Raw genomic sequence first — 25,502 nt, forward strand, 5'->3', positions numbered from 1 at the left:
TGAGTGCCAGCGTCAAGCCCCGGCTTGCTGGCCGGCAACCCTTCGTCCGCGATGGGGTGCCCCGGGTGAGGACCAGGCCGGACGCCACCGCGTTCCGGCAAGCGCGGATCCCGTAGATCCAGGGCACGGCCCTCGGGATCCCTGATCCCGGAGGAGTCCAGTATGTCCGCTATCGCCCTCGCCACCGCCCCGGCCCCGGCCCCGCTTGCCGTCGCCCCCTCGGTCATCGGCTCGGACGCGCCCGTCCCGCTGGAGGACGGACGCCGCGTCCCCTATGCCAACTTCGACTACGCCGCCAGCGCGCCATGTCTGTCGGCGGTGCAGGACGCGATCTCCGCCGCACTGCCCTACTACAGCAGCGTGCACCGGGGCGCGGGCTACGCGTCCCAGGTCACCACCGCCGCGTACGAGAAGGCGCGGGAGACCGTCCGCGAGTTCCTCGGCGCGTGGCGGCGCTCGTCGGTGGTGTTCACCCGCAACACCACCGACGCGATGAACCTGCTCGCGCACTGCGTCCCGTCCGGGACGACGGTCGTGGTCTTCGAGACCGAGCACCACGCGACGCTGCTGCCGTGGCGGCGCGCCGTCCGGCTGCCCGCGCCGTCCTCGCCTCTGGAGGCCGTCGCCGCCGCCGACCGCGCGCTGGCCGAGTGCCCCGGCGGGCCGCGGCTGCTGGTCGTCACCGCCGCGTCCAACGTGACCGGCGAGGTGTGGCCGCTGGCCGAGCTCAGCGCGGTCGCCCGGAAGCACGGCGCGCGGATCGCGGTGGACGCCGCCCAGCTCGTCCCGCACCGGCAGCTGGACATGACCGCGCTCGGCCTCGACTACGTCGCGTTCTCCGGGCACAAGCTGTACGCGCCGTTCGGCGCGGGCGTGCTGGCCGGACGCTCCGACTGGCTCCGCGCCGCCGACCCCTACCTCAAGGGCGGCGGTGCCAGCGCGTCCGTCGAGGACCACGGCAACCGCGCGCACTGGCACGCCGACCCCGAGTCCCGGCACGAGGCGGGCACCCCGAACGTCCTCGGCGTCATCGCGCTCGCCGCCGCCTGCGAGACGCTCGCCGCGACCGGCTGGACCCCGCTCGTCGAGCACGAGGAGCGCCTCCTCGCCCGGCTCCGCTCGGGACTCGCCCGGATCCCCGGTGTGCGCGAACTCACGCTGTGGGCGGACGGCTCGCCGCGCGTCGGCATCGTGTCCTTCGTCGTGGACGGCTGGGAGGCGCGCGACCTGGCCCTCGCGCTCTCCGGCCAGTACGGCATCGGCGTCCGGGACGGGAAGTTCTGCGCGCACCCGTTCGTCCGGCACCTCCTCGGCGCGTCCGACGCCACCGGCGGCACCTGCGCGGACGGGCAGAGCTCGGCCGTCCGCGCCAGCTTCGGCATCGGCACCACCGAAGCCCACGTCGACCGCCTCCTCGACGCCATCGCCCGCCTCGCCCACACCCGTTAATCCGTCCGGACCGGCCCGCTCACGCTGACCCTGCGCAGGACGACCCGCTCCTACCGACCCCCGCGCGGGCGGCCCGCTCCTACCAACTCCGCGCGGGACGGCGCGCTCCTACCAACCCGTCCGAGGCGCGCCCGCTCCCGCTTCCCCGTGCGGGAACGGCCCGCTCCTGCCGACCCCGTGCGGGACGGCCGCTCCTGCCGACCCGTGTGGGACAGCCGCTCCTGCTCCCCCGTCCGGGGCGCGCCCGCTCCTGCTGCTCCGTGCGGGACGGTCGGCTCCTGCTGGCCGTCCGAAGGCAAGACCGTGCGGAGCGGGCGCGCTTCGGCGCTCGACGGGAAGCCTCGTGGCGGGCGGTAAGGTTCTCGCCCGGCCGACCGATGGTGTGGCCGGGCCGGGCGGGAAGGCGCACGTCGGCTTACCGTGGGGAGGTACGGGTCGGGCGCGGGGGTCACGGTTGGTGTTCGGGGGCGGGGGTAGGGGTCCGTCGCTTCGCGAGTGCCGGGGGGTTCCCTGGTCCGGTGGGCTTCGGCGAATGGCGCGGAAGAATGTCACCGACCCGCGCCATACTGGCGTGAGGGTCGTCCGCGGACTGGTCGAGTGGGCGCTTTGGCTCTGTTCGCCCATGTAGCGTAAGCAGGTCCGTAAGGTGCCCGACGGGCCCGCCTCCCGGCGCCGGGGTCGGGCGGGGGATGGTCTTGGGCGGGATGAAACAGGGGGTGGCGACCGTGGCCGACGCCTGGCGGCCCACGTCGGAGCTGGAGCACCGGCTGGGGGACGCGGTGCGGAGCGGGGACCAGGAGGGCTACTTCCGCCTGCTGGCGGAGAGCGAGCTCGTCGTGCCCGTCCCACCGGACGTGATCGATGACGTGCTCGCGAACGAGCGGCAGCCGACCTGGCCGACGCAGGCCGAGGACGACCGCACGTTCGTGCTCGTCTACACCTCCCCCGACGCGATGCGCGCGTGCCTCGGGCCGTCCTACCGGCACTACATGCGGCTGCGCTTCACGGACCTCGCCGCGTCCTGGCCGGACGCGCGCTGGTGGCTCGCCGTGGACGTCCCGTCGTCCGCCGTCCAGGACGTCTCGCTTCCGATCGAGGGACGCCTGCCCGCCTGGTTCGTCCAGCAGCTCGCGCAGGGCGACGCCCGCCCGCCCCTCGCCGGCAACCACCCACCCGCGTCCGCGCCGTCCGACACGACCGCGCCTTCAACCCCGTCCGCGCTGTCGAACCCGGCCGCGCCATCGGATGCGGCCGCCTTTGCGGACCCGGCTGCCTCTGCGGGACCGGCTGGCGTTGCTGGTCCGGCCGGGTTTGCGGGGCCGCCTGCGCCTCCGATGCCGCAGGCCGCGCCGGGCTCCTACCCGCCCGCCGCGCCTGGGCAGGACGCGCCGCACGCGCCGCCGCAGCCTTCCGCCTACCCGCAGGCTTCTGCATATCCGCCCGCCCCTGCCCAGCCTCCCGCAGCGGACGCGCCGCAGGGCGAGGCCGACGCGTCCCGGGTGCAGCGCGAGGGCGACGTGCCCTTCCCGCCGGCCGCGCCGGATCAAGGATTCGCGTCCGGCCATCCAGAAACCGGACGTCCCGGTAGGCATGCGGGAACGCCTCACGCTCCCGAACCGGGGACGGCCGCCGGAGACGCGCGTCCCGCCGGGTCCGGCCCGGCAGACGACGAAGGTTCTCGCGAGGACGATCCGACCGCGACGATCCGCGACCTTTCCATATATACGGACGCGGCGCAGGACCCTCGCGTAACGCAGGCGATGCCGACCGGAGACGTCCCGCCGCCCACGCTCGCGGACGAACCGGGCGCCGGCTTCGACACCGAACGTCCGCTGCCGCCCGGCACGGCGAACATGCCTCCCGTCCCCGAGCCGCACGCCCAGCCCGTCCCTGCAGATCAAACCGCGCAGCATCCGCAGGCCGCTGAGCCCGCGAAGCCCGAAGAACCTGCACCAGGCGCGCCCGACGCGCAAAAGCCGCAAGGTGCGGAAGCCGAGCAGCCTGCGCAGCCCGAACGGCACGTGCAAGACGCGCCGGGTTCGCAGAGCACCCAAGCTGTACCGGACGAGCGGCTAGCGCAGGGCCCGCAGAGCGCGCTGGGCCCGCAGGCCGAGCAACCCTCGCAAGGTGCGCAGGGCGCAGCGGGTGCGCAGGACCAGAAGGGCGCGGCGGACGGGCGAGTTGCACACGGCTCGGAGGCTGCTGGGCGAGGGGCGGACGGGGCGCCTGGGGCTACTTCTGTGGACCCGATTCCGGTCGTCAAGCCGCGTTCGGACGCGGACGCGCCGTGGGAGGAGTTGCAGGGGCAGCACCGTGAGCTGCCGCGTCCCGAGCCGCGTCCGGAGTTCCAGCCCGCCAACGAGGTCGAGCGGTCCCTGATGCGGGCGGCGACCGAGAACGACCACGATCTCTTCCTGCAGACGCTCGCGGACGCCGAGGTGCTGCTTCCGGTCGGTCCGGACACCGACTTCACGCTGCGTCCCGGACGCGCCGGGTTCCAGTGGCAGACGCGCGAGGCGGACGGCGCGACGCTCGTCCAAGTGTTCACCTCGCCCGAGCGGCTGGCGGAGGCGACACGTTCCGGCGGCCTCGGCACGGACTCGATCCGCGTGCCGTTCCCGCTCGTCCTGCGCTACTGGCCGGAGGACGCGAACGCGCTCGCGGTGAACCCCGGTTCCAAGGCGGGCGGGACGATCCTGGCCGAGCAGCTGCCGGGCCTCGCGACCTGGGCCGACCAGCGCGCCGCGCGCCGCATGTCGGAGGAGTTCGAGGCGCAGAACGAGGTCGAGCAGCGGCTGTTCGACGCCGCGCTGCGCCGCGACACCGACGCGTTCTTCAAGGTGCTGCTGGGCGCGCAGGTGCTCGTCCCCGCCGATCCCGAGACGCCGTGGGGCATCACGCCGGACGATCCGGAGTTCCCGTGGCGTCCGGCGCGTGTCCACGGACGCGTCGCGATCCAGCTGTTCACGTCGCTGCGCTGGATGAACGAGGCGGTCGGATCGTCCCGGTTCGTGATGCCGACCTTCCTTGAGGTCGTCGCGGCCTGGCCGGACACCGACTGGACGCTCGTCCTCAACCCGGGCACTCCGGTGGACGCCGCGATCCCGGGCGAGCAGGTCCGCGCCCTCAGCGGTCCGGCCGAGCAGCCGATCGACGAGCCGTCCCCACCGGTCCAGGAGCCGTCCGCCGAGGCGGCACCCGCACCGGCTGCGGCTGCGGCTGCGGCCGAGCCGGAAGCGGAGAGCGGGCCTGAGCCGGAGTTCGAGCCCGGCAACCGGATCGACCAGGAGTTGTTCGAGGCGGCCCTCGCCGGTGACTCCGACGCGTTCCTCCGGGTGCTGCTCGCGGCGAACGTGCTCGTCCCCATCCCGCAGGACGCGCCGCTGGAGGTCACGCCGACGCAGGGCGAGTTCCGCTGGGAGGCGGCGCTGCGCGGCGCGTCCGCTGTCCAAGTGTTCACGTCCCTCGTGCGCCTGCGCGAGGTGCTGCCCGAGTCGCGCTTCGTGTACGCCGACTTCCGCGAGCTGATCGCGGCGTGGCCGCGCGACGACTGGGCCATGCTCCTCAACCCGGGCACCCGCATCGGCGCGTCCCTGCGCGGCGACCAAGTGCGCGCGCTGAGCGAATGGGCGGTCCGCGTCGGCCTGATCCAGCCCGCCGCCGAACCGGACCCGGACCCGTACGCCCCGCCGTCCGCCCCCGAGTCCTTCGCGCACTCCCAGGACGCCGCCGACCCGTCCGCCTACGCCGAAACCCTGAACGCCCCAGGCGGACCCGGCCCGGACGGCCCCGGCACGCACCAGGGCAGCTCTACGCCGAGCGTGGGACTCCCGGGCACGGTTGAGGGCGCACCTCGCGCAACCGCAGGCGGCCCGGGGACGAGTGCGGACGCGCCTGGCGCGAACACGCCTCGGCCCGAGGCCGTCCCCGGAGCAGGCGCAGACCTGCCTGGCACCGGCACGGACGGCTCCGGTGCAAATGTGCCGGACGAGTATCGGGCGCAGGCGCCCGGTGAGTATGCGCCTGGACGCTCAACCCCTGAGACAGGCGACAACGCACCGGACACTTCGGCTGGGCAGGACGCGACCGGCGGATTCCGTGCGGGCGCACCCGACGAGACCGCTGGATACGGCTCCCGCGAGGACGCGCCGCACGCAGCAAGCGAAGGCGGCTCCCAGGCCGTAGACGCATTCGGCAACCCCGTCCCCGCGCAGGACGCGCCTGGCCGGCAGACGCCCGGCGCATACGAACCCGGCCGAAACGCGCCAGGAGAGTACGCGCCTGGCGGACAGGAAGCACCCGCCCAGTACGAGCCCGGAACCCCCGGCCAGTACGAGCCCGGACGCAGAGCACCGGGCCAGTACCAGCCGGGCCAGGACGGCGGCGGTTTCGCGCCTGGTCGAGAGGCACCCGGCGAGTACGCGCCCGGACGGTCCGGCGGATTCGGCGCGAGTGCGCCCGACGGCGCTGCCGAAGAGTTCGGCGCGGGTGCGCCGGGCGTGGCCGGGCAGCGGCCGGGCGTCGGAAGGCAGGAGTTCGCCGCGTCCGGTGACCGGCGGGCGGAACCGGGAGCCGACGGCGAGCCCGGAGCCGAGCCGACGATCATGCAGAAGGTCGTCCCGCACGCGCACGTCGCCTGGTACCTGGAGCAGGGATACGACCGGGTCGGCGGGTTCGTCCACCCGACGGCGGACGTCGCGGAGCTCCAGACGCCCGCGCAGCTGTACGAGGCCCTCGGCCTGCTGTACGAGGACACGCCGTTCTCGACGGCGGACGACTCGGTGCACGTGATCCGCTGGCCCGCGTACTGCCCGGACCTCTACAAGGTGCCGTTCGGCGGGCAGACCGAGGCCGAGGTCGACGCCTGGGGCGAGGCCGGCTGGGTGCTGGAGCGGCCGCCGTTCGGAGGGACGGGGTTCGCGCCGGGCAGCGCCGGCTCGATCCGGGAGTACAAGGTCGACAGCGTCCGGCTGCCGTTCGGCGCGGAGATGTACGCGCTCGGCCGGGACGGCTCGGAGACTTTCGTCGCGGTCTACGATCCCGACCGGCTGGCCTGGCTGCGTCCGGAGGGCGCGACCCCGGCCCGGCGGACGGAGGCGGCGCGGTGAACCGGGACGGGTACGTGGCGCGGTGGCTCGGGCGGGAGTTCGAGGCGGTGCCGGGTGCGGACGGGGAGATCCGGCTGTACACGGCCGAGCCCACGGACGGCTTCGAGGAGCTGCGCCCGGACCGCTACCGCCGGATCGTCCCGGCCTTCGAACTGGAGTCGCTCCGGTACGTCCGCACGGCGTGCCGGTGGCGGGGCGAGCCGTTCGTGATCGTCGGCGAGCACGACGGCTGGACGCGGGTGGAGTACGCGGGCGGCAGGGCGCCGGTGGCCGAGGCGCTCGAACTCGACCGGATCGATCAGGGCGTGTGGCAGGCGTGGGCCCCGACCGGGGAACTCGAGGACGTGCACGAGGAGTTCATCTGACGGTAGTGTCCCGGATGCTGTGCCGAATCGGACACGGGGTTGATTTCCGTTGTAGTTCCGTGTTCGCATGATTTCGGGAACGAGTCCTGGGGTACAGCGGGTCTCGGGCGTTCGATGACGACGCGACGGAGGTGGCTCGGGCGTGGCTTCCCGGCTGGCAGGCGTACCGGCGATCACAGGTCTCGGAGCGGCGGCGGTGGTCGCCGTCGGGGCCTGCACGGTCCTGACGGCCCCGGCCTTCGGCGACGACTCCCCGACGCCCACCCCCACCACGTCCCCCTCCGGCAGCACCCCGGCCGCCCCCACTTTCACCCTCACCGTGTCCCCCACGCAGGACGAGGCGGTCGCGGGCAACACCCTCACGGTCACCGCCGTGGTGACCAGCAGTGACCACACCTATAAAGGTGTCCAGGTACGGCTGACCACAGACGGCAAACCGGCCTCTCTCCTGACGACGACCTGCGCCCAGGGCCATGCCCTGACCTCCTCGCACGGCTGTGACCTGGACGGATTCGAAGGGAAGTCCGCGTCTCTCCGGCAACGCGTCTCGCTCGCGCCGGAGAACGTGAAGAAGACGACGTCCGTGACGCTGAACGTCGCGCTGTACAACGGCGCCAAGCTGATCGACTCGGGCACGAGCAAGCTGGTCTTCGACCCGAAGCCGAAGCCGACGCCGTCCAGCCCGAAGCCGACGACGTCGAAGCCGGCCGATCCGGGGAAGCTCACCGAGCCGCCCGCGTCGCCGAAGCCGACCTCGTCCAGCCCCACGCCCTCCCCGACCAGGTCGTCCAACGGCGGCGGGGGCGGCGGTGACGACAACACGACCGGGAACGGCGGCGGCTACACGCCGCCGAGCACGAACGGCTCCCTGAAGAACCCGCAGGTCGCGCTGCCCCCGATCAGCGGCAACGCGCCGAGCCCCTCGGTCGCCGCGCCGGACGCGGCCGCGACCCCGCAGAGCACGCTGCGCGCCAACAAGCGTCCCGTCGCGCAGGAGATGACCTTCCAGCGCGTCGCCAGCACGCAGGTCGCGTGGCTCGCGGCGCTGCTGGTCGCCTGCTCGCTGCTGCTGACCCAGCTCCGCCTCGGCCGCCGCCCCGCCACCTCGGGCGCCGCGTCCAAGCGCCCCAAGGGCACCCACCGCCGCCCCCGCAACGGCGCCCACGGCAAGTAACCCGTCCCGCCCGAAGCAGTCCGTCCCGGCACGGCGGCTCAGCGGGAGCGGACGAGGTCGTGGCAGGCGATGGCCGCCGCGGCGACGACGTTGAGGGAGTCGACGCCGTTCGCGAGCGCGGCGTCGCTCATCGGGATGCGGACGAGCCGGTCGGCCTCGTCCATCCAGTGGGACGAGAGGCCGTCGCCTTCGGAGCCGAGCATGAGGGCGGCGCGGTCGCCGAACTCCGCCTCGTCCAGCGGGACGGCGGACGCGTCGGGGGTGAGCGCGAACAGCGCGAACCCGGCGGCGCGCAGGACGCCCAGGTCGTCCCGCCAGTTGGTCATCCGCGCGTACGGGACGGCGAACACCGCGCCCATCGAGACCTTGACGGAGCGGCGGTAGAGCGGGTCGGCGCAGCGCGGCGCGAGGACGACCGCGTCCACGCCCAGCGCCGCCGCGCACCGGAAAATCGCACCGACGTTGCCATGATCAACAAGGTCTTCGAGGACCAGGACGCGGCGGGCGGAGGCGACGACGTCCTTCACCGGTGGGAGCGGGAGGCGTTGCAGGGAGGCGAGCGCGCCGCGGTGGACGGGGAAGCCGGCGACGGCCTCGACGACGGCGTCGTCCGCGACGAAGGCGGGGGCGTCGATGCCGTCCAGGACGTCGGCGAGCGGGTCGAGCCAGCGGCGCGCCATCAGCAGCGACCGGACGGGATGCCCGGTGCCGATCGCGCGGCGGATGACCTTCTCGCCTTCGGCGATGAACAGCCCGTGCTCGGCCTCCAGGCTCTTGCGCAGGTTCACGTCGCGCAGCCGGGTGTAGTCGGCGAGGCGCGGGTCGGCGGGGTCGGTGACGGGAACCTGGTGGACCATCCCCCCATTGTGCCTGTTCAGGGAAGTTGCAGGCGGGCGAAGAGGGCGCGGTGGTCGCTGCCCGGCAGGTCGTAGATCTTCACGGCGCGGACGGCGCAGCGCCGGTCGAGCAGGACGTGGTCGATGGTCAGCGGCGGACGCGGCTGACCGAGCCCCCAGGTCGGGACGAGCCCCTCGCCGGCGCGGTCGGCGGCGTCCGCGTAGCCGCGTCCGATCAGGCGGCGGAGGGTGGCGTGGTCGAGCGTGGCGTTGAAGTCCCCGGCGAGGACGCGGGTCACGCCGTTCAGAGAGGCGGCTGACGCGGAACCGGTGCCGGCTGACGCGGAAGAAAAGGTGTTGCCGGACGGGAGTTCGCCCAGGTCGCGTTTCCAGTCGCCGAGGGACTCGGCGTTGATCGGCGGGACGGGGTGGACGGCCGTGATCTGGACGCGGCGTCCTCCCGGCAGGGTGAACTCGGCGGACGGCATCGCCATCTGGGTCTTCGGCAGCGGCGGCAACGCGCGGAGCGGGTACTTCGAATAGAGGCCGGATCCGGCCGCGCCCCACCGCGTGTCGGTCACCTTGTACGGGAGGAGCTTCGCCAATCCGGCGTTCTCGTACCTGGTCACGGCCTCCGGCGTGAGTTCCTGGAGGCTGAGGACGTCGGCGTCCGTCCGCTTCACGAGGTCGACGATCCGCGCCGGGCTGCCCTGGCCGAACATCAGGTTCGCGGTGAGGACACGCAGCTCAGGGCCGTGCGCGGCGGGTTCGCCGCCGGGAACCGCGCGCGGGACGACGGCCGCGAGCAGTCCGGCGGCGACGAGGCCGGCCGCGACCGCCGCGCGGGGACGCCGCAGCACCAGGGCCGCCACGATCGGGATCGGCGCGGTCGCCGCGACGTACGGGGTCACGGCCAGCACGGGCGCCGCGAAGATCCCGAACCCGGGGACGCGGTCGCCGTCCGTCCAGCGCATGAGCGCGTAGGCGCCCCAAGCCGCCGCTCCGCCCCAGGCCACCCACCCGCGCCAGCGCCCGCCCCGCGCGTTTCCGCTGGTCAGGCCCCCTGGCATAGCCCGCGCGGCCTCGTCCCTGATCACAGGTCGCGAACGCCTGCCTTCGCCTCCGGGCGGTCCGCTCCCGCCGCTGGTCTCGCTCACGTCCGCTCCCCCGGTCGCACGGCTCCGCGGAGCCCCGTCCTGTGAGGTCGTTCCGGTCCCCCATCCTCTGGGACGAACGGAACCGGACGGGAGTTGCCGCGCCGCTCGGTCACCCCTTCGGAACCCTTGGTGCACGGGCGCTCCGGGCGTCCGCGGCAGGTCGCCGGGGGGCCGGACCGAGCCATGAATCAATGGGACATATGCTCATGACCTGCGCCGTCGTCAAATTTTGAGGTCTTTGTAACCTCTGAGCCGTACTACTACAGTGCCGGGGAACATTGACGGGTTTCTGGTGAAACGAGGACTGCCGTGAACGGACGTCATCGCGACGACTTCCCGGACGGGACGCCGGGCGACGGCGCCCGGCCGCCCCACGGCCCTGCCGACGAGGGCCGGGCGTCCTCCGAATGGTTCGGTCCTCGGGCCGGTGGGCCGGACGACTCCGGGCAGCAGCCCGGCGAGTCCGGCGGTTACCTCTTCGGGCCGTCCGCGCCGCCGGGTTCGGGTGGGTATCCGGCCCCGCAGCCGGGCCAGGGCGGCTACCCGTCCGACCCGCACGCGAGCTCCGGGTCCCCCGAGTGGTTCGCGCCCCGGCAGTCCGGGCCCCAGCAGACGTTCGGCGGCAGCGGCGCCAGTGCCGGCGGCTTCTCCGGCGCGTCCGACGCCGGCGGTTACGGAGTCGGCCGTCAGTCGGCCGGGGACGCGTACGGCAGCGGCGGCTACGGCTCCGGCGACGGCCGCTACAGCGCGGAGAACGCCCAGTACGGGCAGGACGAGCGGTACGGGCAGGAGGGCGCTCCCCGTCGAGGCCCCCTCCGGTCCGGGTACGGCGACTCCGGCTACGGCGACGAGTACGACGCGATCAGCGGCTCCGACGAGCGTCCGACCGGGTTCTTCGGCGGACGCGCCGGAGGTTCGGGCGAGGGCGGCTCGGGCGGCTACGGCGGCGGATCCGGCGGCTACGGCTCCGGTGAAGGGTCGGGCGGCTACGAGTACGGGCGCCGCAAGCGGCGGCGCAGCCTGTCCTCGCTGATCGGCCCGATGGCGGGCGCGGTCGGCCTGGCGCTGCTGCTCGGCGTCGGCGTGTACGCGTTCGCCGAGAGCGGCGGCGGCTGCTCGGGCAGCAACGCGATCAACCTGAAGGTCGCGGCCGCCCCCGACATCGAGCCCGCCGTGACCAAGGCCGCCGGGCGGTTCAACGACGCCCGGCACAAGGTCGGCGGGAAGTGCGTCAAGGCGACGGTCTCCAGGACCGAGCCGTACCAGGTCGCGGCCGTCCTGTCCGGGACGGCCGTGGACCAGGGCGGCGACCAGCGCCCGGACGTCTGGATCCCCGACTCCTCGCTGTGGAACTCGCTCGTCCGCAGCGGCCCCAAGGGCGGCCCGGCGCTCAAGCAGAGCGGGACGTCCGTCGCGATCAGCCCGCTGGTCGTCGGCCTGCCCGGCTCGCTCGCCTCGCAGCTGCGCCAGCAGGGCATCACCGCGACGCCGTCGTGGGACAACCTGCTCAAGGCGGCCGGCGGCACGCAGGGCGGCGGCGTCACCAAGAACCAGATGATCCCGGCGGGCGCGGTGAAGCTGCTGGTGCCCGACCCGTCCCGGAACTCGGCGGGCATGGCCGGGCTGATGGTCACCAACACGCTGCTGAACAACGACCCGAACAAGGACTCGATCTTCACCGGGATCGTCCGGACCGTCCGGGAGAGCACGGTCCCGACCGTCCAGGACCAGTTCAAGCAGTTCCACAAGGGCCAGCGGTCGCGGCAGCCGGTCGCGCTGTCCTCCGAGCAGGCGCTCTGGAAGTACAACCGGACCGACCCGTCCGAGCCCGCCGTGGCGCTGTACCCGTCCGAGGGCACGCTGACGTTCGACTACCCGTTCACCGTCGCCACCTCCGACGGCAACCGGCAGAAGGCCGCCGGGCTGCTGGAGCAGGCGATGAACACCGAGGCCACCCGGGCGGACGTCCGGGACCTGGGGTTCCGGTCGTCGGACGGGAAGGCGCCGCCGTCGTTCGGGCCGAAGCTCGGCGTGGAGGCGGGCCGGATCCGGCAGCTGCCGCCGCCGAAGACCGCCGACGTCGGCGAGGTCATGCAGGCGTGGTCGAAGCTGTCGCTGGGCCTGCGGATGCTGACGCTGATCGACGTGTCCGGCTCGATGGTGCAGCCGGTCGCGCCGAACACCTCCCGGATGCAGGCGATCGCGCAGGTCGCGCAGGGCGGGCTCAGCATGATGTCGAACGACACCGAGCTCGGCGTGTGGCTGTTCTCGACGAACATGGGCCGCGGCGGCGTCCCGTACAAGGAGGCCGTGCCGGTCGGGCAGCTCGGTGAGCGCGTCGGGTCGAGCACGCGGCGGACGATGATCCTTTCGCAGCTCCAGCAGATGAAGCCGAAGCCCGACGGCGACACCGGCATCTACCGGACCGTCCTCGCCGCGTACAAGTACATGAAGCGCAGCTACAAGCCGGAGTTCGGGCAGTCGATCCTGCTGCTCACCGACGGCACCAACGACGACAAGAACGGCCCGTCGCTCTCGGAGACGATCTCCAAGCTGAAGGCCGAGATGGACCCGAACAAGCCGATCCAGATCAACATGATCGGCTTCGGCCCGGACACCAACCCGGCCGAGCTGAAGCAGATCGCCCGCCTCACCAACGGCGACGTCGAGGTGGCGCGCACGCCGCAGGAGATCAGCAAGATCTTCCTCGCCATGCTCTCCCGCCGCATCAAGCAGTAACCCCACCGAACCAGAAGCGCCGCATCAGGGCCCAAGCCCTGACGCGGCGCTTCTGTTCTCCGTCCATGACGCCACCGGCACCCGGGCGTGGGCTGTGATGCGGCCGGGTGTACCGGTCAGGACGCTTCTCCGGCGCCAGTCAGGACGCGGCCCGGGGGCGGGTGCGCCGGGTGGAGGGCGGGGACGGGGTGGGGTGGCGGAGGCGTTGGAGGGACGGGGATGGCGGAGTTCGCGCGGGGGCCGGGGTGGCGGTGGCCAGCGCGAACACCCGGCGCCTGAAATCACCGAAATTTCTCTGGCAACCCGTGTCAACCGGACGCGGGGGTCGACCGTCTTTCTGGGTGGAGGCCCGACGGGGAGCGGGGCCGTCGGGCCTCCGCACACTCTCTCCGGCGGGCCTTCCCCGGGGGTCGTCCGACCTCCGCCCGCCCGCGGCGGGACCGCACCGCCGAGCGATCCGCGCCCCCTGGCGACACGGCCCGGCCGCGACCGCCGCCGCGCTCCTCCACCCCATCCCCTGTGCCCGGCCCGCGGGAGGACCTCGTGTCTGGTTGGCCCACGCTCGACCGCCTGGACGACGAACGGCTGGCGCGCAGCCTGGCCAGAACCGGGGCGCACGTGCTGTCCGGGCCGCCGCCGGGCGACGCGACGGCACCGCTGCCGCCGCCCGACACCGACGCCCTCGCGCGCCTGGTGGACGCCTATGCCGCGCGCCTCTTCGACTACTGCCACGCCCTGCTGCGCGACCAGGACCAGGCCGCCCGCGCCCTGCACGCGGCGCTGCTCGCCGCCTACGCGCACGCCGGACGGCTGACCGACCCGGCGCGGTTCCGCGCGTGGCTGTACGCGCTCGTCCGGAACGAGTGCCTGCGGCGGCTGCGCGATCCGGAGCGTCCCGCCGAGCGGCACGAGGCCCCCGAGGTCGAGGACCTGTTCCTGGACGAGGCGGAGCGCACCCGCCGCCTCGCCACCCGGCGGCTCGTGCACGCCGCGCTCGGCGACCTGCGCGGCTCCGAGCGCGAGTCGCTGGACCTGCTGCTCCGGCACGGCCTGGACACCGCCGAGGTCGGGGCCGTCCTCGACCTGCCGCCGCAGCGGGCGGCCGAGCTGACCCGGCAGGCCCGCCGCCGCCTGGACGACGCGCTCGCCGTCGCGGTGATCGCCCGCACCGGACGCGACGACTGCCCCGAGGTCGCCGCGCTCGCCGGCGAGCAGCCGGACGGCGACGCGCCGCTGCCTCCGGCGGCCGTGCGGCGGCTGGTCCGGCACATCGAGACGTGCCCGGTCTGCCGCGAGCGCCGCGGCCGGACGGTCTCGACCGCGCGCCTGCTGCAGGTCCTCCCGGTCGCGCTGATGCCCGCGGACCTGCGTCCGGCCGTGCTCACCGCCGTGTCCGACCCGTCCAGGTTCGACCGGCTGCTCGCCGCCGCCGACCGCGCCGAGCCGTTCGACGAGGACGGCTGGCCGCTGCCCCTGGACGAGCGGCGGTCCGGCGAGGACGACCGTCCGCAGCGCCCGTCCCCGAGGTTCTGGCCCGCCGTCGCCGCGGCCGCCGCCGTCATCGCGATCGTGAGCATCGCCTTCTTCCTGATGCCGGGCACGTCCAGCACGAACGCGAGCAGCACGCCGCACCCGTCCGGGAGCGGCGACCCGGAATCGACGGACTCGCCGACCTCGTCATCCGGACCGTCCGAAACCCTCTCGCCGACGCTGAGCACGTCGCCTTCGCCGTCCGCGTCGTCCCCGACGCCGTCGCCGCACTCCCCCTCGCCGTCCCGTCACTCACCGCGTCCGCCGTCGCACTCCGCCCCGCCGTCCGGCCCCTCCCAGACCGTCCCGGCCGGACGCCTCGCGGTCTCGCCGAGGATGTGCACCCTCTCGCCGGAGACCAAGTCCTGCGACATCACCGTCGCGGCGGTCGGCGGCACGGTGACCTGGAGCGTCAGCGCCCGGTCGCCCCTTTCGGCAGGAGGCGGCGGCACCCTCCACGCCGGCGAGACCGCCCACGTGACCATCTCGCTCGGCTCCTGCAGCGAGGCGAGCGACCAGACCGTGCCGTTCAGTCCCGGGAGCAGCGTCACCGTTTCGTGGACGTGCGGCTAGCTCCACGGGCCCTTGGATGATCTCCGTGAGTGATCATGCAGGTCGGTTCAGGTGAGGGAAACGATCACGCTCGGCGCGGCCGTCGCGACGTTCTGTGGGTATTGAAGGGGCGCTTCCCGGAAAAGGAGATTTTCCTCACATCGGGGTAAACGCGATGGTCAGCGGGGACGCGGGGGCGCGGATCGCGCGGTCGGGGCCGTCCGAAATCCGACACCGCGCCAAACCGCGGGCCGACGGTGGCAAGATCGGTCAACCAAGGACGCCGGTCCGACGTCGGACCGGCGCGGGATGTGACCGCCGACCAACCCCGGAGGCTGCAGTTGACCGGTCGGGCCGTGCCCGGTGCGAGCGACGATCCGCGGCTCGTGGAGGCGCTCCGCACGGGTGACGTCATCGCGCTCAGCGAGGTGTACGACGCCTTCGCGCCGCCGCTGTTCGACTACTGCCACGGGCTGCTCCGGGACCGCGTCGAGGCCGCCGGTGCGCTGCGCGGCTGCCTGTTCGCCGCGCGCGAGCACGTCACGGCGCTGCGCGAGCCCGAGCGGCTGCGCGGCTGGCTCTACGCGATCGCGCGCAAGGAGAGCCTGCGCCGCCGGGACGACCCGTCGCGCAGCACCGGCCAGGAGGCCCCCGAGGCCGGGGCGGACGAGATGTCCCGGCAGGAGCGCGGCCGGCTGCTCGAACGGCGCGAGCTGGCGCACGCCGCGCTCGGCGCGCTGGACGGCCGCCAGCGGGAGCTGCTCGACCTGGCCGTCCGGCACGGGCTGCCCGCGCCCGACCTGGGCAAGATCTTCGGCCTGTCGCCCGCCGAGGCGGACGCGGCGCTGGCCGACGCGCGCGCCGGGCTCACCGACGGGCTGCGCGCCGCCCTGGTCACCCGCCGCCACTCCCGGGACTGCCCCGAGCTCGGCGCGATGCTGCCGAAGTCGTGGCCGCCCGCGCCGCCGGAGGCCCGCACGCTCAGCGCGCACGTCGCGTCCTGCCGGATCTGCTCCGCGCACGAGGTGCCGGACGGCCCGGCCGACCAGGTCCTCGGCTACATGCCGGTCGCCGCGATCCCGGCCGACCTGCGCCTGGACCTGCTGAACGGCGCCGCCTCGCCGGGCCGCGCCGAGGCGCGCCGCTCGGCCGCCGCGCTCGTCGAGCCCCTCGACTCGGACGGCTGGCCGACGCCGTACCGGCCGTCCCGCCGCCAGAAGCGCGGCCGCCGCGGACGCGCGAACGAGCCCATGCAGGCCGCCCCCGCGATGCCCGCCTGGGAGGCTTCGGCCGACCCGACCTGGGACGACTCCCCTCGCCCCGCCGACGCGCCCGCAGGAAGCCACGCGGACTCGTACTCCGCACCCGGCCAGGACGACCACACCAGGCACTCCGGCCCTGACGTCCTCGCGGGGCCGGGCGGGTCCGCCCCGAGCAGCCTCCCCGAAAACGGCGATGTCTCCGCGCTCGGCAACCCTCTCGCGGCACACGGGCACAGTCCCGTCCCTGGCACGGGTGGAGGATTCGCGCCGAGCGACCCGAACGCAGCCACCGGCGTGGGCGAAGGTTCCGCGCCCGGTGCCCCTCTCGCAGGCCACGCGTCCAACGGCGGCCCTGGAATGGGCGAAGGCTTCGCGCCAGGCGACCCGCGTGCGGGGAACGGGCAGCACGCGTCCGGTGGCATACCGGGCGCAAGTGGGCAGGCCGCCCCGGGCGGGAACGGGCAGCACGCCCCTGGCGGGCTTGCCGGTGCCACCGCCGCAGCGGACGGGCCTTCCGGTAGTGCTCCGGATACGACGCTCACGTTCGACGTCGTCCCCGGCACCGACGAGACCGGCCGTTCCGGCTCGCGCGGGCGCGGTTCGTCCGGCGGCGGACGGCACTCGCGCGACGCCGACGACGGGGACGTGCTGAAACCGACGCGTTCCGGACGGATCCCCGAGGACGGGGACCGCTGGGTCGCCGGTGAGATGCGCGCCGCGCGCGGACGCAAGCGGGCCCTGCTCGCCGGGACCGGCGGCGTGGCCGCGGTCGCGTTGATCGGGGTCGCGGCGGCGGCGTTCGCCGGTGGCGGCGGCGGGTCCGGGCACGTGGCGAAGGGCGGCGAGCCGGTGTCGCCCAAGCCGTCCGGAAGCGTCGTGGAACCCTCCATGTCCGCGGCGGGGACGCCGTCGGGGTCGCCGACGCTGCGTGCGAAGAAGACGCCGTCGCCGAGCAAGTCCCCGACCGAGACGCCGTCGACGTCGGTCTCGCCCACGCGCTCCCCCGCCCCGCCGCCGTCGCACTCGCACCAGCCGCCGCGCCCGCCTCGTCCGGGGACGCTGTCGGTGGCGGGCTGCGCCATCGGCTACGGCGACGGCTGCACGGTCACCATCACGGCGACGGGCGGCTCGGTGACCTGGCGGGTCGTCGGGGTCTCGGACGGGCTGTCGGCGTCCGGCGGCGGCACGCTGGCGGCAGGCCAGTCCGCGCGGATCCAGGTCTCGCGCGAGGCCATGTGCTGGGGTTCGCGCACCGGGCAGGTCGCGTTCTCCCCGTCCGGCACCGCCGTCGTCACCTACTGCTGACCGCGGGGGCTACCAGGGCGAGCGCGCGTCCAGGACGGTGTGGGCGCGGCCGAGCAGCACCGGCACGGCCGCGCCGATCTGGTCGAAACCCTCACCGACCGTGGCGTTCTGCAGGAAGCGGGCGTGGATGCCCTCCAGGATGACCGCGAGCTTGAAGCACGCGAACGCCACGTAGTAGTCGAGATCGGCCAGGTCGTAGCCGGTGAGCGCGGCGTACCGCTCGGCGAACTCGCGGCGCGTCGCGAAGCCGGGCGCCGTCGTGATCGTCGCGCCGACCGGGAGCAGCACCGGGTCGGACGCCTCGGCCCAGTACACCAGCGTCAGGCCGAGGTCGGAGAGCGGGTCGCCGAGCGTGGACATCTCCCAGTCCACGACGGCCGCGATCTCCGGTTCCGGCTCCAGCCGCGCGAGCGCGTTGTCGAGCCGGAAGTCCCCGTGGACGAGCCGGGCGGGCGCGTCGGCGGGCAGGCGCTCGGCGAGCCGGGCCACGAGCCGGTCGTATTCGGGCAGGTCGCGAACCATCCCGGTGGCGCGGATCGCGTGCTGCGACGCGTCCCACTGCTTGCCCCAGCGGCGCAGCTGCCGCTCCATGTACCCGGACGGGCGGCCGAAGCCGCCGAGGCCCGCCTTCTCGACGTCGACGGTGTGGATCGCGGCGAGCGCGGACGCCAGCTCCTCGCTGAGGCCGCGCGCCTGCTCGGGGGTGAGGTCGGCGGCGTCCTCGCGGGTGCGCAGGACGCGCCCCTCGACGTAGTCCATCAGGTAGAACCGCGCGCCGATGACCGTCTCGTCCTCGCAGAGCGCGAGCGCCGCCGGCACCGGAACCCCGCTCCCGTACGTCCCGAGCGCGGAGAGGACGCGGTACTCGCGGGCCATGTCGTGCGCGGTGGGGAGGACGTGGCCGAGGGGCGGGCGGCGCAGCACGATGCGGTCCCGGTCGCCGCCGGCCAGGGTGATCGCGTAGGTGAGGTTGGACCGTCCGCCCGCGATCAGGTCGATGCCGCCGATCCGCCCGGATCCGGGCAGCTCGCGGGCCAGCCAGGCGGCCAGGCGGGGCACGTCGATGCCGGGGACCCCGGCCGGGAGTTCAGCGTGTGCGGTCATGACGCCCTATTAGAACGCGGCTCGGTTCATCGTGGGAAGCCCACCCCCGGATCGCCGCGACCGGGCGGTCACCCTCCGGCCGGATCCGGCCACGCGGCGCAACATGGTCCCCACCCTTCCCACCAGCCCCTCACCTGCGCGTACGTCGGGCGTGAAGGTGCGCGCCCCGGATTTCGGTCGGTTCGGACGCAGGAAAGTCGCCGTCCCAGGTGAGAGCGGACGCCCGTAGGGGTAGTCATCAGCGACACAAGGCACGAATGCCGAAAAACATCCACACCGGCCCGAGGGCGGGCCGGCCGGGCGGCCTGTTCCGCCTGGTCGGGCCAGAAGGCAAGGACCGGACCGAGCGGGGCCGTGACCGCACGCCCCATTGGGGGGGACGCACCGTGGCCGACGCATGGCTGCCCGAAGCCGTCCGGCTGCCCGCACGACAGGACGGTGGCGCCCTCCGGGGCGGCGCCCCCCGGGCCGTGTGGCTGACCAGCGAGTCCGACCCGCGCGCCGTGTCGGCGTGGTCGGTGGCCGCCGACCTCGCCAAGAGCGGACGGCCCGCGCACCTGGTCTGGAACCCGGTGTCCGGGGAGGCGGTCCAGCTGATCCCGATCGTCCGCGCGGCCCGCGCCCTGGCCGGGGACGCGGGCGGCGACGCGGGCGGAGGCGGCGGAGCGGTCGGCCGGGAAGGACGGGTCTGCGCGCAGATCATGGTCGTCGGGCACGCCCGCGACCCGTTCACCAACACGCTGCTGACCGGGCTCGACCCGATCATGCGCTGGCTGGACGCGTGGGGCGTGGCCCGGCGCTGGCCCGCCGGGCCGCCGCTGCCGATCCCGGCGTCCTACGAGGCCCGCCGGGAGCGCCGGGCGTGGGCTCGCGGCGGGCATTACGGCGCGTCCCAGGTGCCGGGCGAGGTCCGTCCGGATCCGGGCGGCATCGACGTCCGCCGCGTCACCGGCACCGACACCCCGCTGGCGCCGATCCCCCGTCCCCGACCCGCTCCTCCCGAGGAGAGCCCCCTGAGCAACGGCGGCCCGCGCAAGCCGCTCCTCACCCGCAAGCCCGCCACCGCGGCCGCGGTGCCCCAACCCGTCCCGGCGAGCGCCCGCTGACAGACCGCCGTCAGGCCGTTGCCGCCGCCCCTCCGCTATCGGTAGCGGTGATGAGGCGGCGGACGAGGGCGCAGGCGGCGCGGAGTTCGGTGCGGCCGGAGACGGCGCCGTAGCCGATGACCAGGCCGGAGAAGCGGACCGGCCCGGCGTGGTGGCGTTCCAGGGTGTCCAGCAGGACGCCGTGCCGCTCGGCCTCGGCGGCGATCGCCTCGGCGCGTCCGGGCGGCAGGGACACGGCCAGGTGCAGGCCGGCGGTGTCGCCGACCAGCGGAAGCCCGGCCAGCTCCTCGGTGACGACGGCGCGGCGGCGGGCGTACTCGGCGCGCATCCGGCGGACGTGCCGGTCCAGGTCGCCGCGCTCCAGCAGCAGCCGGACGGCCTCCTGGGGCACCGCGGCGGTCCGGTCGGCGAGGTCGCTCCGGCGGCGCGCGACGGCGGCGGCCAGCTCGGGACGGGCGACCAGCCAGCCGACCCCGACGTCCGAGGTGAGGCTCTTGGCGGTGGTGCCGAGGTGCACCACGATCTCCGGATCGAGGTCGAACAGCGCGGGCAGCGGCGCGACGTCGTACCGGAACTCGGCGTCGTAGTCGTCCTCCACGACCAGGGCGCCGGTGCGGCGTGCCCAGGCCAGCAGCGCCTGCCGCCTCGGCACCGGCAGGACGCCGCCGAGCGGGTACTGGTGGGACGGCGTCGTGTAGACCATCCGCAGGCCGGACGGCAGCGCGTCCACGACGAGGCCGTGCTCGTCCACCGGGCACGGGACGGGTGTCATCCCGCGCGCGGACAGAACGGTACGGGCCCGTCCCCACCCCGGATCCTCGACGCCGACGCGGTCGCCGGGCCGCAGCGCGGTCGCGGCGAGCAGGTCCAGCCCGTTGCCGATGCCGCGCGTGACGACGACGGCGTCCGGGGTGCAGGACACGCCGCGGCTGCGCCGCATGTGCTCGGCCAGCACCTCCCGCAGCGCGGGCCGCCCGCGCGGGTCCGGACGCGCCGACGGGACGGCCGAGGCCGCCATCCGCCATGCGCGCCGCCAGGCCGGGCTGTCCAGGCCGCCGATCCACGGCGTGCCGGGACGCAGGTCGACCATGCCGTCCGGCGCGACCGGTTCGTGCGGTTCCGGCCCGTTCCAGGCCGGACGAGGCGCGGGGACGATCTCGGTCACGTACGTCCCGGAGCCGTGCCGTCCCTCCAGCCAGCCCTCCGCGTACAGCTGCTCGTAGGCCTCGGTGACGACCGTCCGGCTGACGCCGAGCGCCGCCGCGAGCGCCCGCCCGGACGGCAACCGCTCGCCCGCGACGAGCAGGCCGTCCCGCAGGGCCGCGCGCAGCTGGGCGGCGAGCTGCGCGCCGAGCGGCTCGTCGCGGGCGCGGTCCACGGTCAGCGGCAGGTCGAACGTCCCCAAAGTGGTCTCCCGGAATCCCCTCGAAGTGGCTCTTCGCACCAGTCCACTCGGCTCCTAGCGTAGGTCGTCATGAGCACCGCGAAGCCGCCGACCTCCGCCGACCCGGATCCGTCCCGCTCCGCTCCGCTGTCCGGGACCGGGCGCACCCGGCTCGGCCGCAAGCGCGAGCGCGCCCGGACCGACCGCGCCGACCTGTACGCCGTCCTGGACGAGGCGTGCGTCTGCCACCTCGGCGTGGTGGTCGACGGGACGCCGCGCGTCCTGCCCACCGCCTACGGACGCGACGGCGACACGCTCTACCTGCACGGATCGACCGGCGCGTCGTCCCTGCTGGCGGCCCCGTCCGGCGAGGTCTGCGTGACCGTCACCCTCGTGGACGGCCTGGTCCTCGCCCGCTCGGTCAACCACCACTCGATCAACTACCGCAGCGCGGTCGTCTACGGCGTCCCGCGCCCGGTCACCGCCGACGCCGAGAAGCTGCGCGGGCTCCGCGCGGTCGTGGAGAACGTGGCGCCCGGCCAGTGGGACGCCGCCCGCGCCCCGTCCCGCAAGGAGCTCGCCTCCACCGCCGTCCTCGCCCTCCCCCTGGACGAGGCGTCGGTCAAGTTCCGCCAGGGCGACCCCGTGGACGAGCCCGAGGACCACGCCCTGGACGTCTGGGCGGGCGTCGTCCCCGTCCGGACGGCCTACGGCGAACCCGTCCCCGACCCCGCCCTGCGCGCCGGCATCCCCGTCCCCGGACACATCCCGGCCACGTTCCAACGCGGTTGACCCACCGCAAGCCCCGGGGTCGTAAGGTGAACCCATGAATGAGCGGCTCGTGTGGGTGGACTGTGAGATGACCGGCCTCGACCTGCGCCACGACGCGCTGATCGAGATAGCCGCCCTGGTCACCGACAGCGAGCTCAACATCCTGGACGAGGGCGTGGACGTGGTGATCAAGCCGCCGCAGGAGTCCCTCACCCAGATGAGCAAGGTGGTGCGCGACATGCACACCGCCTCGGGCCTGCTCGACGTCCTGCCCGGCGGCGTCACCCTCGCCGAGGCCGAGGAGACCGTGCTGGACTACGTCCGGCGGCACGTCAAGGAGCCCAAGAAGGCCCCGCTCTGCGGCAACTCCATCGCCACCGACCGCTCCTTCCTGGCCCGCGACATGCCCGCCCTGGACGGCCACCTGCACTACCGGATGGTCGACGTCTCCTCGATCAAGGAGCTGTCCCGCCGCTGGTACCCGCGCGCCTACTTCGCCAGCCCGGAGAAGAAGGGCGGCCACCGCGCCCTCGCCGACATCACCGAGTCGATCGTGGAGCTGCGCTACTACCGCGCCGCCGTCTTCGTCCCCCAGCCCGGCCCCGACTCCGAGACGGCCCGCGCCCTCGCCGCCAAGGTCATCGCCGAGTCCTGAAAAACCGGGTGCGCGACCACCCCCCTCGAACCGCTACACTGATTCTCGCCGGGCAAGCCCGGCCATGGTGGGTGTAGCTCAGCTGGCAGAGCACTTGGTTGTGGTCCAAGATGTCGGGGGTTCAAGTCCCCTCACTCACCCCAGCAGAGAGGCCGGTTCCGCACAGCGGAACCGGCCTCTTCTCTTTCCCGGACGAGCCGCGTGGCCCGCTGAAGGGGACGGCGGCCGATCCGGCACCCGGACAGCCCCGACCGCAGAACGGTCGGGGCTCCATGCGGGCTCGGGCGGTGGTTCAGGCGGCCTGGTCGGCGGGGCGGCGGGGGCGGGACACGGCGAGGGCGACGATCTTGCGGGCCAGCCATCGGACGAGCTGCGCGGCCAGCAGGGCCAGACCGAGCACGGGCAGCGCCAGCAGCAATATCTGCAGGACGGAGACGACGGTCTCCAGCGGTCCCGCGGTCGCGTTCGCGGCGAGCGTCCGGGTCATCCGCCAGAGATCGACGACCAGTCCCGGGACGCTCAGGAACAGGATGCCGAGTTGGAGCACCAGGACGGGGACGATCGTCACGACCCACGCGGTGACGATCAGCTGCGGCCAGCGCTTGAGCACGTCCAGCCGGACGTCGGCGGGACGGCGCAGCACGGTGCGGCTCAGGATCGGCCCGATGTACTTGAACAGGTCGGGGATGCCGACCAGGTCGGACATGATGTAGTACCCGTCGAACCGCAGCGTCGGCAGCAGCTGCTGCACGATCTCCATGTTCACGTACAGGGCCACCACCAGCAGCGGTGCGAAGCCGGTCTGCAGGTAGGCCAGCGTGAGCGCGACGATGTACAGGCCGTTGAAGTAGACGCCGCCGAGGTCCGTCCGGAGGCGGGCGCCGCGGCCCAGCCGGTACGACTCGGTGATGTCGGTGAAGAACGCCGGCCAGACGAGGTAGATGCCGCAACCCATCACTCCGGGCCGTTCACCGCCATAACGGCAGGCGGCGGCATGGCCGGCCTCGTGGAACAGGCACGAGAACACCGACAGCGCCAGCACGAGCAGGATCGTGACCGGCCGCATGATGACCTGGCGCAGCGCCTCCGCGGGCGAATGCGAGCCCAGCAGCCAGATCTCGCTCGACGCGACCGCTCCCATGGCAAGGACGAGCACGACCGGGTGGAACAGCCACGCGAACATCCCGGCGAGCAGCCAGGTTCCGCGCTCGGGCAGCAGCGTCATCCTGAACCGCAGCCCCAGGAAGGGGTCTGCCTTGACCAGCGGGGGCGGCCTGCCATCGCTGTAGGACGTGATGCCGAGCGGGGCGAGCTTGGTGTCGGCGATGTACGCGACTTGCTCCCCCGTGATCCGCACCCCTGCCCTCCTGCTGACCGTGGCCGCCGCCTCGTCCAACGCCGCCGCCACCTCACCGTCCCGCGCGATGGCCGTGCCTACTGCGGGCGATGCATCACCCGTTGAAACCGCGTCCGCGGAAGACGGCGGACTTGCGGAAGGCGGGGGGCTTGCGGGGGGTGGGGGTAGATCGCGCAGGGCCTCGGCCACCAGGTAGAGGAGGGGCGCGAGGCGGACGAGCTGGCGGTTCGGCAGGCGGACGAGCCGGGGAGGTTCGCGGTAGCCGGAGTTGCGGTACTCCCCGAGCAGCTCGGCGCCCTCGGCGAGGGTCGGCAGGACGCGGCGTCCGGCGACGGCGTGCTCACTCGGGGACGCTGGGGTGTTCATATCCCTCCATCGGACTGGCCGACGCCCGCACGGGTCGGCGCCTGCACAGGTCGGCATCTGGACAGGTCGGCATCTGGACACGCTGACGCCTGCCGGATCCACGCCTGGCGGATCGGCGTCTGGCGGATCGGCGTCTGGCGGATCGGCGTCTGGGCGAGGCGGTCAGTGCGTGACGATGACCGCGGGGATGCACGTGGTCGTGGAGCGCGCGGGCTCGGCGAGCAGGCCGGTGTTCAGGATCCCGGGCGTGCCGCTCGACCAGGTGTGCTGGCAGGCGTAGAAGACCTCGGTGCGGGGCAGGCGGGGGCTCTGCGTCACGACCGACAGCAGCGTCCGGGGCGGCAGGGCCTCGGCGGACAGGGCACCGAGCTCGGCGAAGGTGGCGGCTCGGACTGGTGCACTGGACATGGCACCCTTTCGCGGGTGGTGGGGGGCCGCGGACGGGCGGTGAAAAGGGAGCCGCGGATCCGCGGGTGGCGAGGGGCGAAGGCAGATGGGGAAGGGCCTACTCCCAGCGGCCCTTCCCCACCGAGGCTCCGGCCTCGGTCGGACGCGGGCACGGAGAAGCCCGAGTCCGAAGGGAGGCCGGAGCGGATCAGTTCATCTGGCGGGCACCGGAGCCCGGCGCCGGTTCGAGGGTCCGGCGGGCCGGGCTCCGGAGCCCGGTGTCAGGCGGGGACCGGGGTCATCCCGCCCGCGGCGATGACGATCAGTGGCCCGAGACGGCGGTGCCGGGGGCGCAGGTGAACGAGGACGCGTCGTTCTGCGCGTGCAGGCCGACCAGCTGCAGCAGGCCGCTGTCGGAGCGGGTGATGTTGCTCTGGCAGGCGTTGGTGACGACCGTGGAGCCGCCGCCGTAGCCGAAGCCGCCGGCGTTGTTGTTGTTGTAGGAGTCACCGCCGCCGCTCATCGGCAGGGTGGACAGGACCGCGCGCTCAGGCAGGAGCTCACCGGCGAGCAGGTCGAGGTCGGCGTTGCTGTAGGCCTTCACTGGTTTCCTTTCGGTCTTCTTCTCGGATCGGCGTACCGGAAGTGGCACCCCGTCACGGTCCCCTGCGCCTCGTTCCAAGGAGCAGGCGATCCATTTATACGTTGGATCACGGGGCCCGTAACGTGCATTGACAAAAATACCCTCAAGGATTTTTGGCCAGAGAAACCATCACCAACAACACTTTATGTGGCAACAAACCGGCCAGAGCCAGCATGCGGACCAGGAAGCAGGTCTACCAGGAAGTATCGCCCCACGAGCGAGATGGGCCCGGCATCATCGAATGCCACCCTA

At 73.8% G+C, this 25,502-nt stretch carries 17 protein-coding genes, 1 tRNA gene and 1 riboswitch; of the genes, 11 read left to right on the forward strand and 7 right to left on the reverse strand.

Going from position 1 to position 25,502, the window contains the following annotated elements:
- Positions 1–110: riboswitch (SAM riboswitch) on the forward strand. This riboswitch is flagged as partial in the annotation.
- 52 nt (positions 111–162) lie between these two features.
- The 4 genes from FHU30_RS00005 (at position 163) to FHU30_RS00020 (ending at position 8,096) form a co-directional block, all read left to right on the forward strand.
- Entirely contained in the window at positions 163–1,449 is a 1,287-nt protein-coding gene (locus FHU30_RS00005) for an aminotransferase class V-fold PLP-dependent enzyme (protein ID WP_253869749.1), read from the forward strand.
- Positions 1,450–2,165: 716 nt separating this feature from the next.
- Positions 2,166–6,557, forward strand: a complete 4,392-nt coding sequence (locus FHU30_RS00010) for an SseB family protein (protein WP_253869752.1) — start codon at positions 2,166–2,168, stop codon at positions 6,555–6,557.
- Positions 6,554–6,922, forward strand: coding sequence for a UCP033725 family protein (locus FHU30_RS00015; RefSeq protein WP_253869755.1), 369 nt, complete (start codon positions 6,554–6,556; stop codon positions 6,920–6,922). The genes FHU30_RS00010 and FHU30_RS00015 overlap by 4 nt, the downstream gene beginning before the upstream one ends.
- Positions 6,923–7,064: 142 nt before the next feature.
- The gene (locus tag FHU30_RS00020; RefSeq protein ID WP_253869759.1) at positions 7,065–8,096 is read left to right on the forward strand and encodes a hypothetical protein; all 1,032 of its coding nucleotides are present in this window, start codon (positions 7,065–7,067) and stop codon (positions 8,094–8,096) included.
- Between the two features lie 38 nt (positions 8,097–8,134).
- On the opposite strand, the gene FHU30_RS00025 is transcribed toward FHU30_RS00020, so the two are convergent.
- Positions 8,135–8,953, reverse strand: a complete 819-nt coding sequence (locus FHU30_RS00025) for a TrmH family RNA methyltransferase (RefSeq protein ID WP_253869762.1) — start codon at positions 8,951–8,953, stop codon at positions 8,135–8,137.
- A gap of 17 nt (positions 8,954–8,970) precedes the next feature.
- Positions 8,971–10,089: an endonuclease/exonuclease/phosphatase family protein gene (locus tag FHU30_RS00030; protein WP_253869765.1), complete on the reverse strand. Its 1,119-nt coding sequence runs from the start codon at positions 10,087–10,089 to the stop codon at positions 8,971–8,973.
- Between the two features lie 309 nt (positions 10,090–10,398).
- On the opposite strand from FHU30_RS00030, the gene FHU30_RS00035 reads away from it, so the two are divergent.
- The 3 genes from FHU30_RS00035 (at position 10,399) to FHU30_RS00045 (ending at position 17,477) form a co-directional block, all read left to right on the forward strand.
- Positions 10,399–12,828, forward strand: a complete 2,430-nt coding sequence (locus FHU30_RS00035) for a substrate-binding domain-containing protein (protein ID WP_253869768.1) — start codon at positions 10,399–10,401, stop codon at positions 12,826–12,828.
- 543 nt (positions 12,829–13,371) lie between these two features.
- Entirely contained in the window at positions 13,372–14,931 is a 1,560-nt protein-coding gene (locus FHU30_RS00040; protein WP_253869770.1) for a sigma-70 family RNA polymerase sigma factor, read from the forward strand.
- Positions 14,932–15,251: 320 nt separating this feature from the next.
- The gene (locus FHU30_RS00045) at positions 15,252–17,477 is read left to right on the forward strand and encodes a hypothetical protein (protein ID WP_253869772.1); all 2,226 of its coding nucleotides are present in this window, start codon (positions 15,252–15,254) and stop codon (positions 17,475–17,477) included.
- Positions 17,478–17,486: 9 nt separating this feature from the next.
- On the opposite strand, the gene FHU30_RS00050 is transcribed toward FHU30_RS00045, so the two are convergent.
- The gene (locus tag FHU30_RS00050; protein ID WP_253869774.1) at positions 17,487–18,581 is read right to left on the reverse strand and encodes a phosphotransferase family protein; all 1,095 of its coding nucleotides are present in this window, start codon (positions 18,579–18,581) and stop codon (positions 17,487–17,489) included.
- Positions 18,582–18,967: 386 nt separating this feature from the next.
- Between FHU30_RS00050 and FHU30_RS00055 the strand changes: the two genes are divergently transcribed.
- Complete coding sequence (locus FHU30_RS00055) at positions 18,968–19,687, forward strand: hypothetical protein (RefSeq protein ID WP_253869777.1); 720 nt, start codon at positions 18,968–18,970, stop codon at positions 19,685–19,687.
- 10 nt (positions 19,688–19,697) lie between these two features.
- Here FHU30_RS00055 and pdxR read toward each other — a convergent pair whose 3' ends face one another.
- On the reverse strand, positions 19,698–21,092 hold the full coding sequence (gene pdxR, locus FHU30_RS00060; RefSeq protein WP_253869780.1) for a MocR-like pyridoxine biosynthesis transcription factor PdxR: 1,395 nt from the start codon (positions 21,090–21,092) through the stop codon (positions 19,698–19,700).
- Positions 21,093–21,161: 69 nt separating this feature from the next.
- Here pdxR and FHU30_RS00065 point away from each other — a divergent pair, with 69 nt between their 5' ends.
- The 3 genes from FHU30_RS00065 (at position 21,162) to FHU30_RS00075 (ending at position 22,640) form a co-directional block, all read left to right on the forward strand.
- Positions 21,162–21,863 (forward strand): pyridoxamine 5'-phosphate oxidase family protein, encoded by a 702-nt coding sequence (locus tag FHU30_RS00065; RefSeq protein ID WP_253869783.1) that lies wholly within the window; start codon positions 21,162–21,164, stop codon positions 21,861–21,863.
- Between the two features lie 34 nt (positions 21,864–21,897).
- Positions 21,898–22,497 (forward strand): oligoribonuclease, encoded by a 600-nt coding sequence (gene orn / locus FHU30_RS00070; RefSeq protein ID WP_253869785.1) that lies wholly within the window; start codon positions 21,898–21,900, stop codon positions 22,495–22,497.
- A 67-nt stretch (positions 22,498–22,564) separates the two neighbouring features.
- Positions 22,565–22,640, forward strand: a tRNA-His gene (locus tag FHU30_RS00075).
- Positions 22,641–22,789: 149 nt separating this feature from the next.
- On the opposite strand, the gene FHU30_RS00080 is transcribed toward FHU30_RS00075, so the two are convergent.
- The 3 genes from FHU30_RS00080 to FHU30_RS00090 all read right to left on the reverse strand — a co-directional run bounded on the left by FHU30_RS00080 (position 22,790) and on the right by FHU30_RS00090 (position 25,211).
- Positions 22,790–24,220: a hypothetical protein gene (locus FHU30_RS00080; RefSeq protein WP_253869788.1), complete on the reverse strand. Its 1,431-nt coding sequence runs from the start codon at positions 24,218–24,220 to the stop codon at positions 22,790–22,792.
- A 162-nt stretch (positions 24,221–24,382) separates the two neighbouring features.
- Positions 24,383–24,628 carry a hypothetical protein gene (locus tag FHU30_RS00085; protein WP_253869791.1) on the reverse strand — a complete coding sequence of 82 codons (246 nt, stop codon included), beginning with the start codon at positions 24,626–24,628 and terminating at the stop codon, positions 24,383–24,385.
- A gap of 301 nt (positions 24,629–24,929) precedes the next feature.
- The gene (locus tag FHU30_RS00090) at positions 24,930–25,211 is read right to left on the reverse strand and encodes a hypothetical protein (protein ID WP_253869794.1); all 282 of its coding nucleotides are present in this window, start codon (positions 25,209–25,211) and stop codon (positions 24,930–24,932) included.
- Positions 25,212–25,502: the final 291 nt, after the last annotated feature.

This window comes from Actinomadura rupiterrae, assembly GCF_024172125.1.
GTDB lineage: Bacteria > Actinomycetota > Actinomycetes > Streptosporangiales > Streptosporangiaceae > Spirillospora > Spirillospora rupiterrae.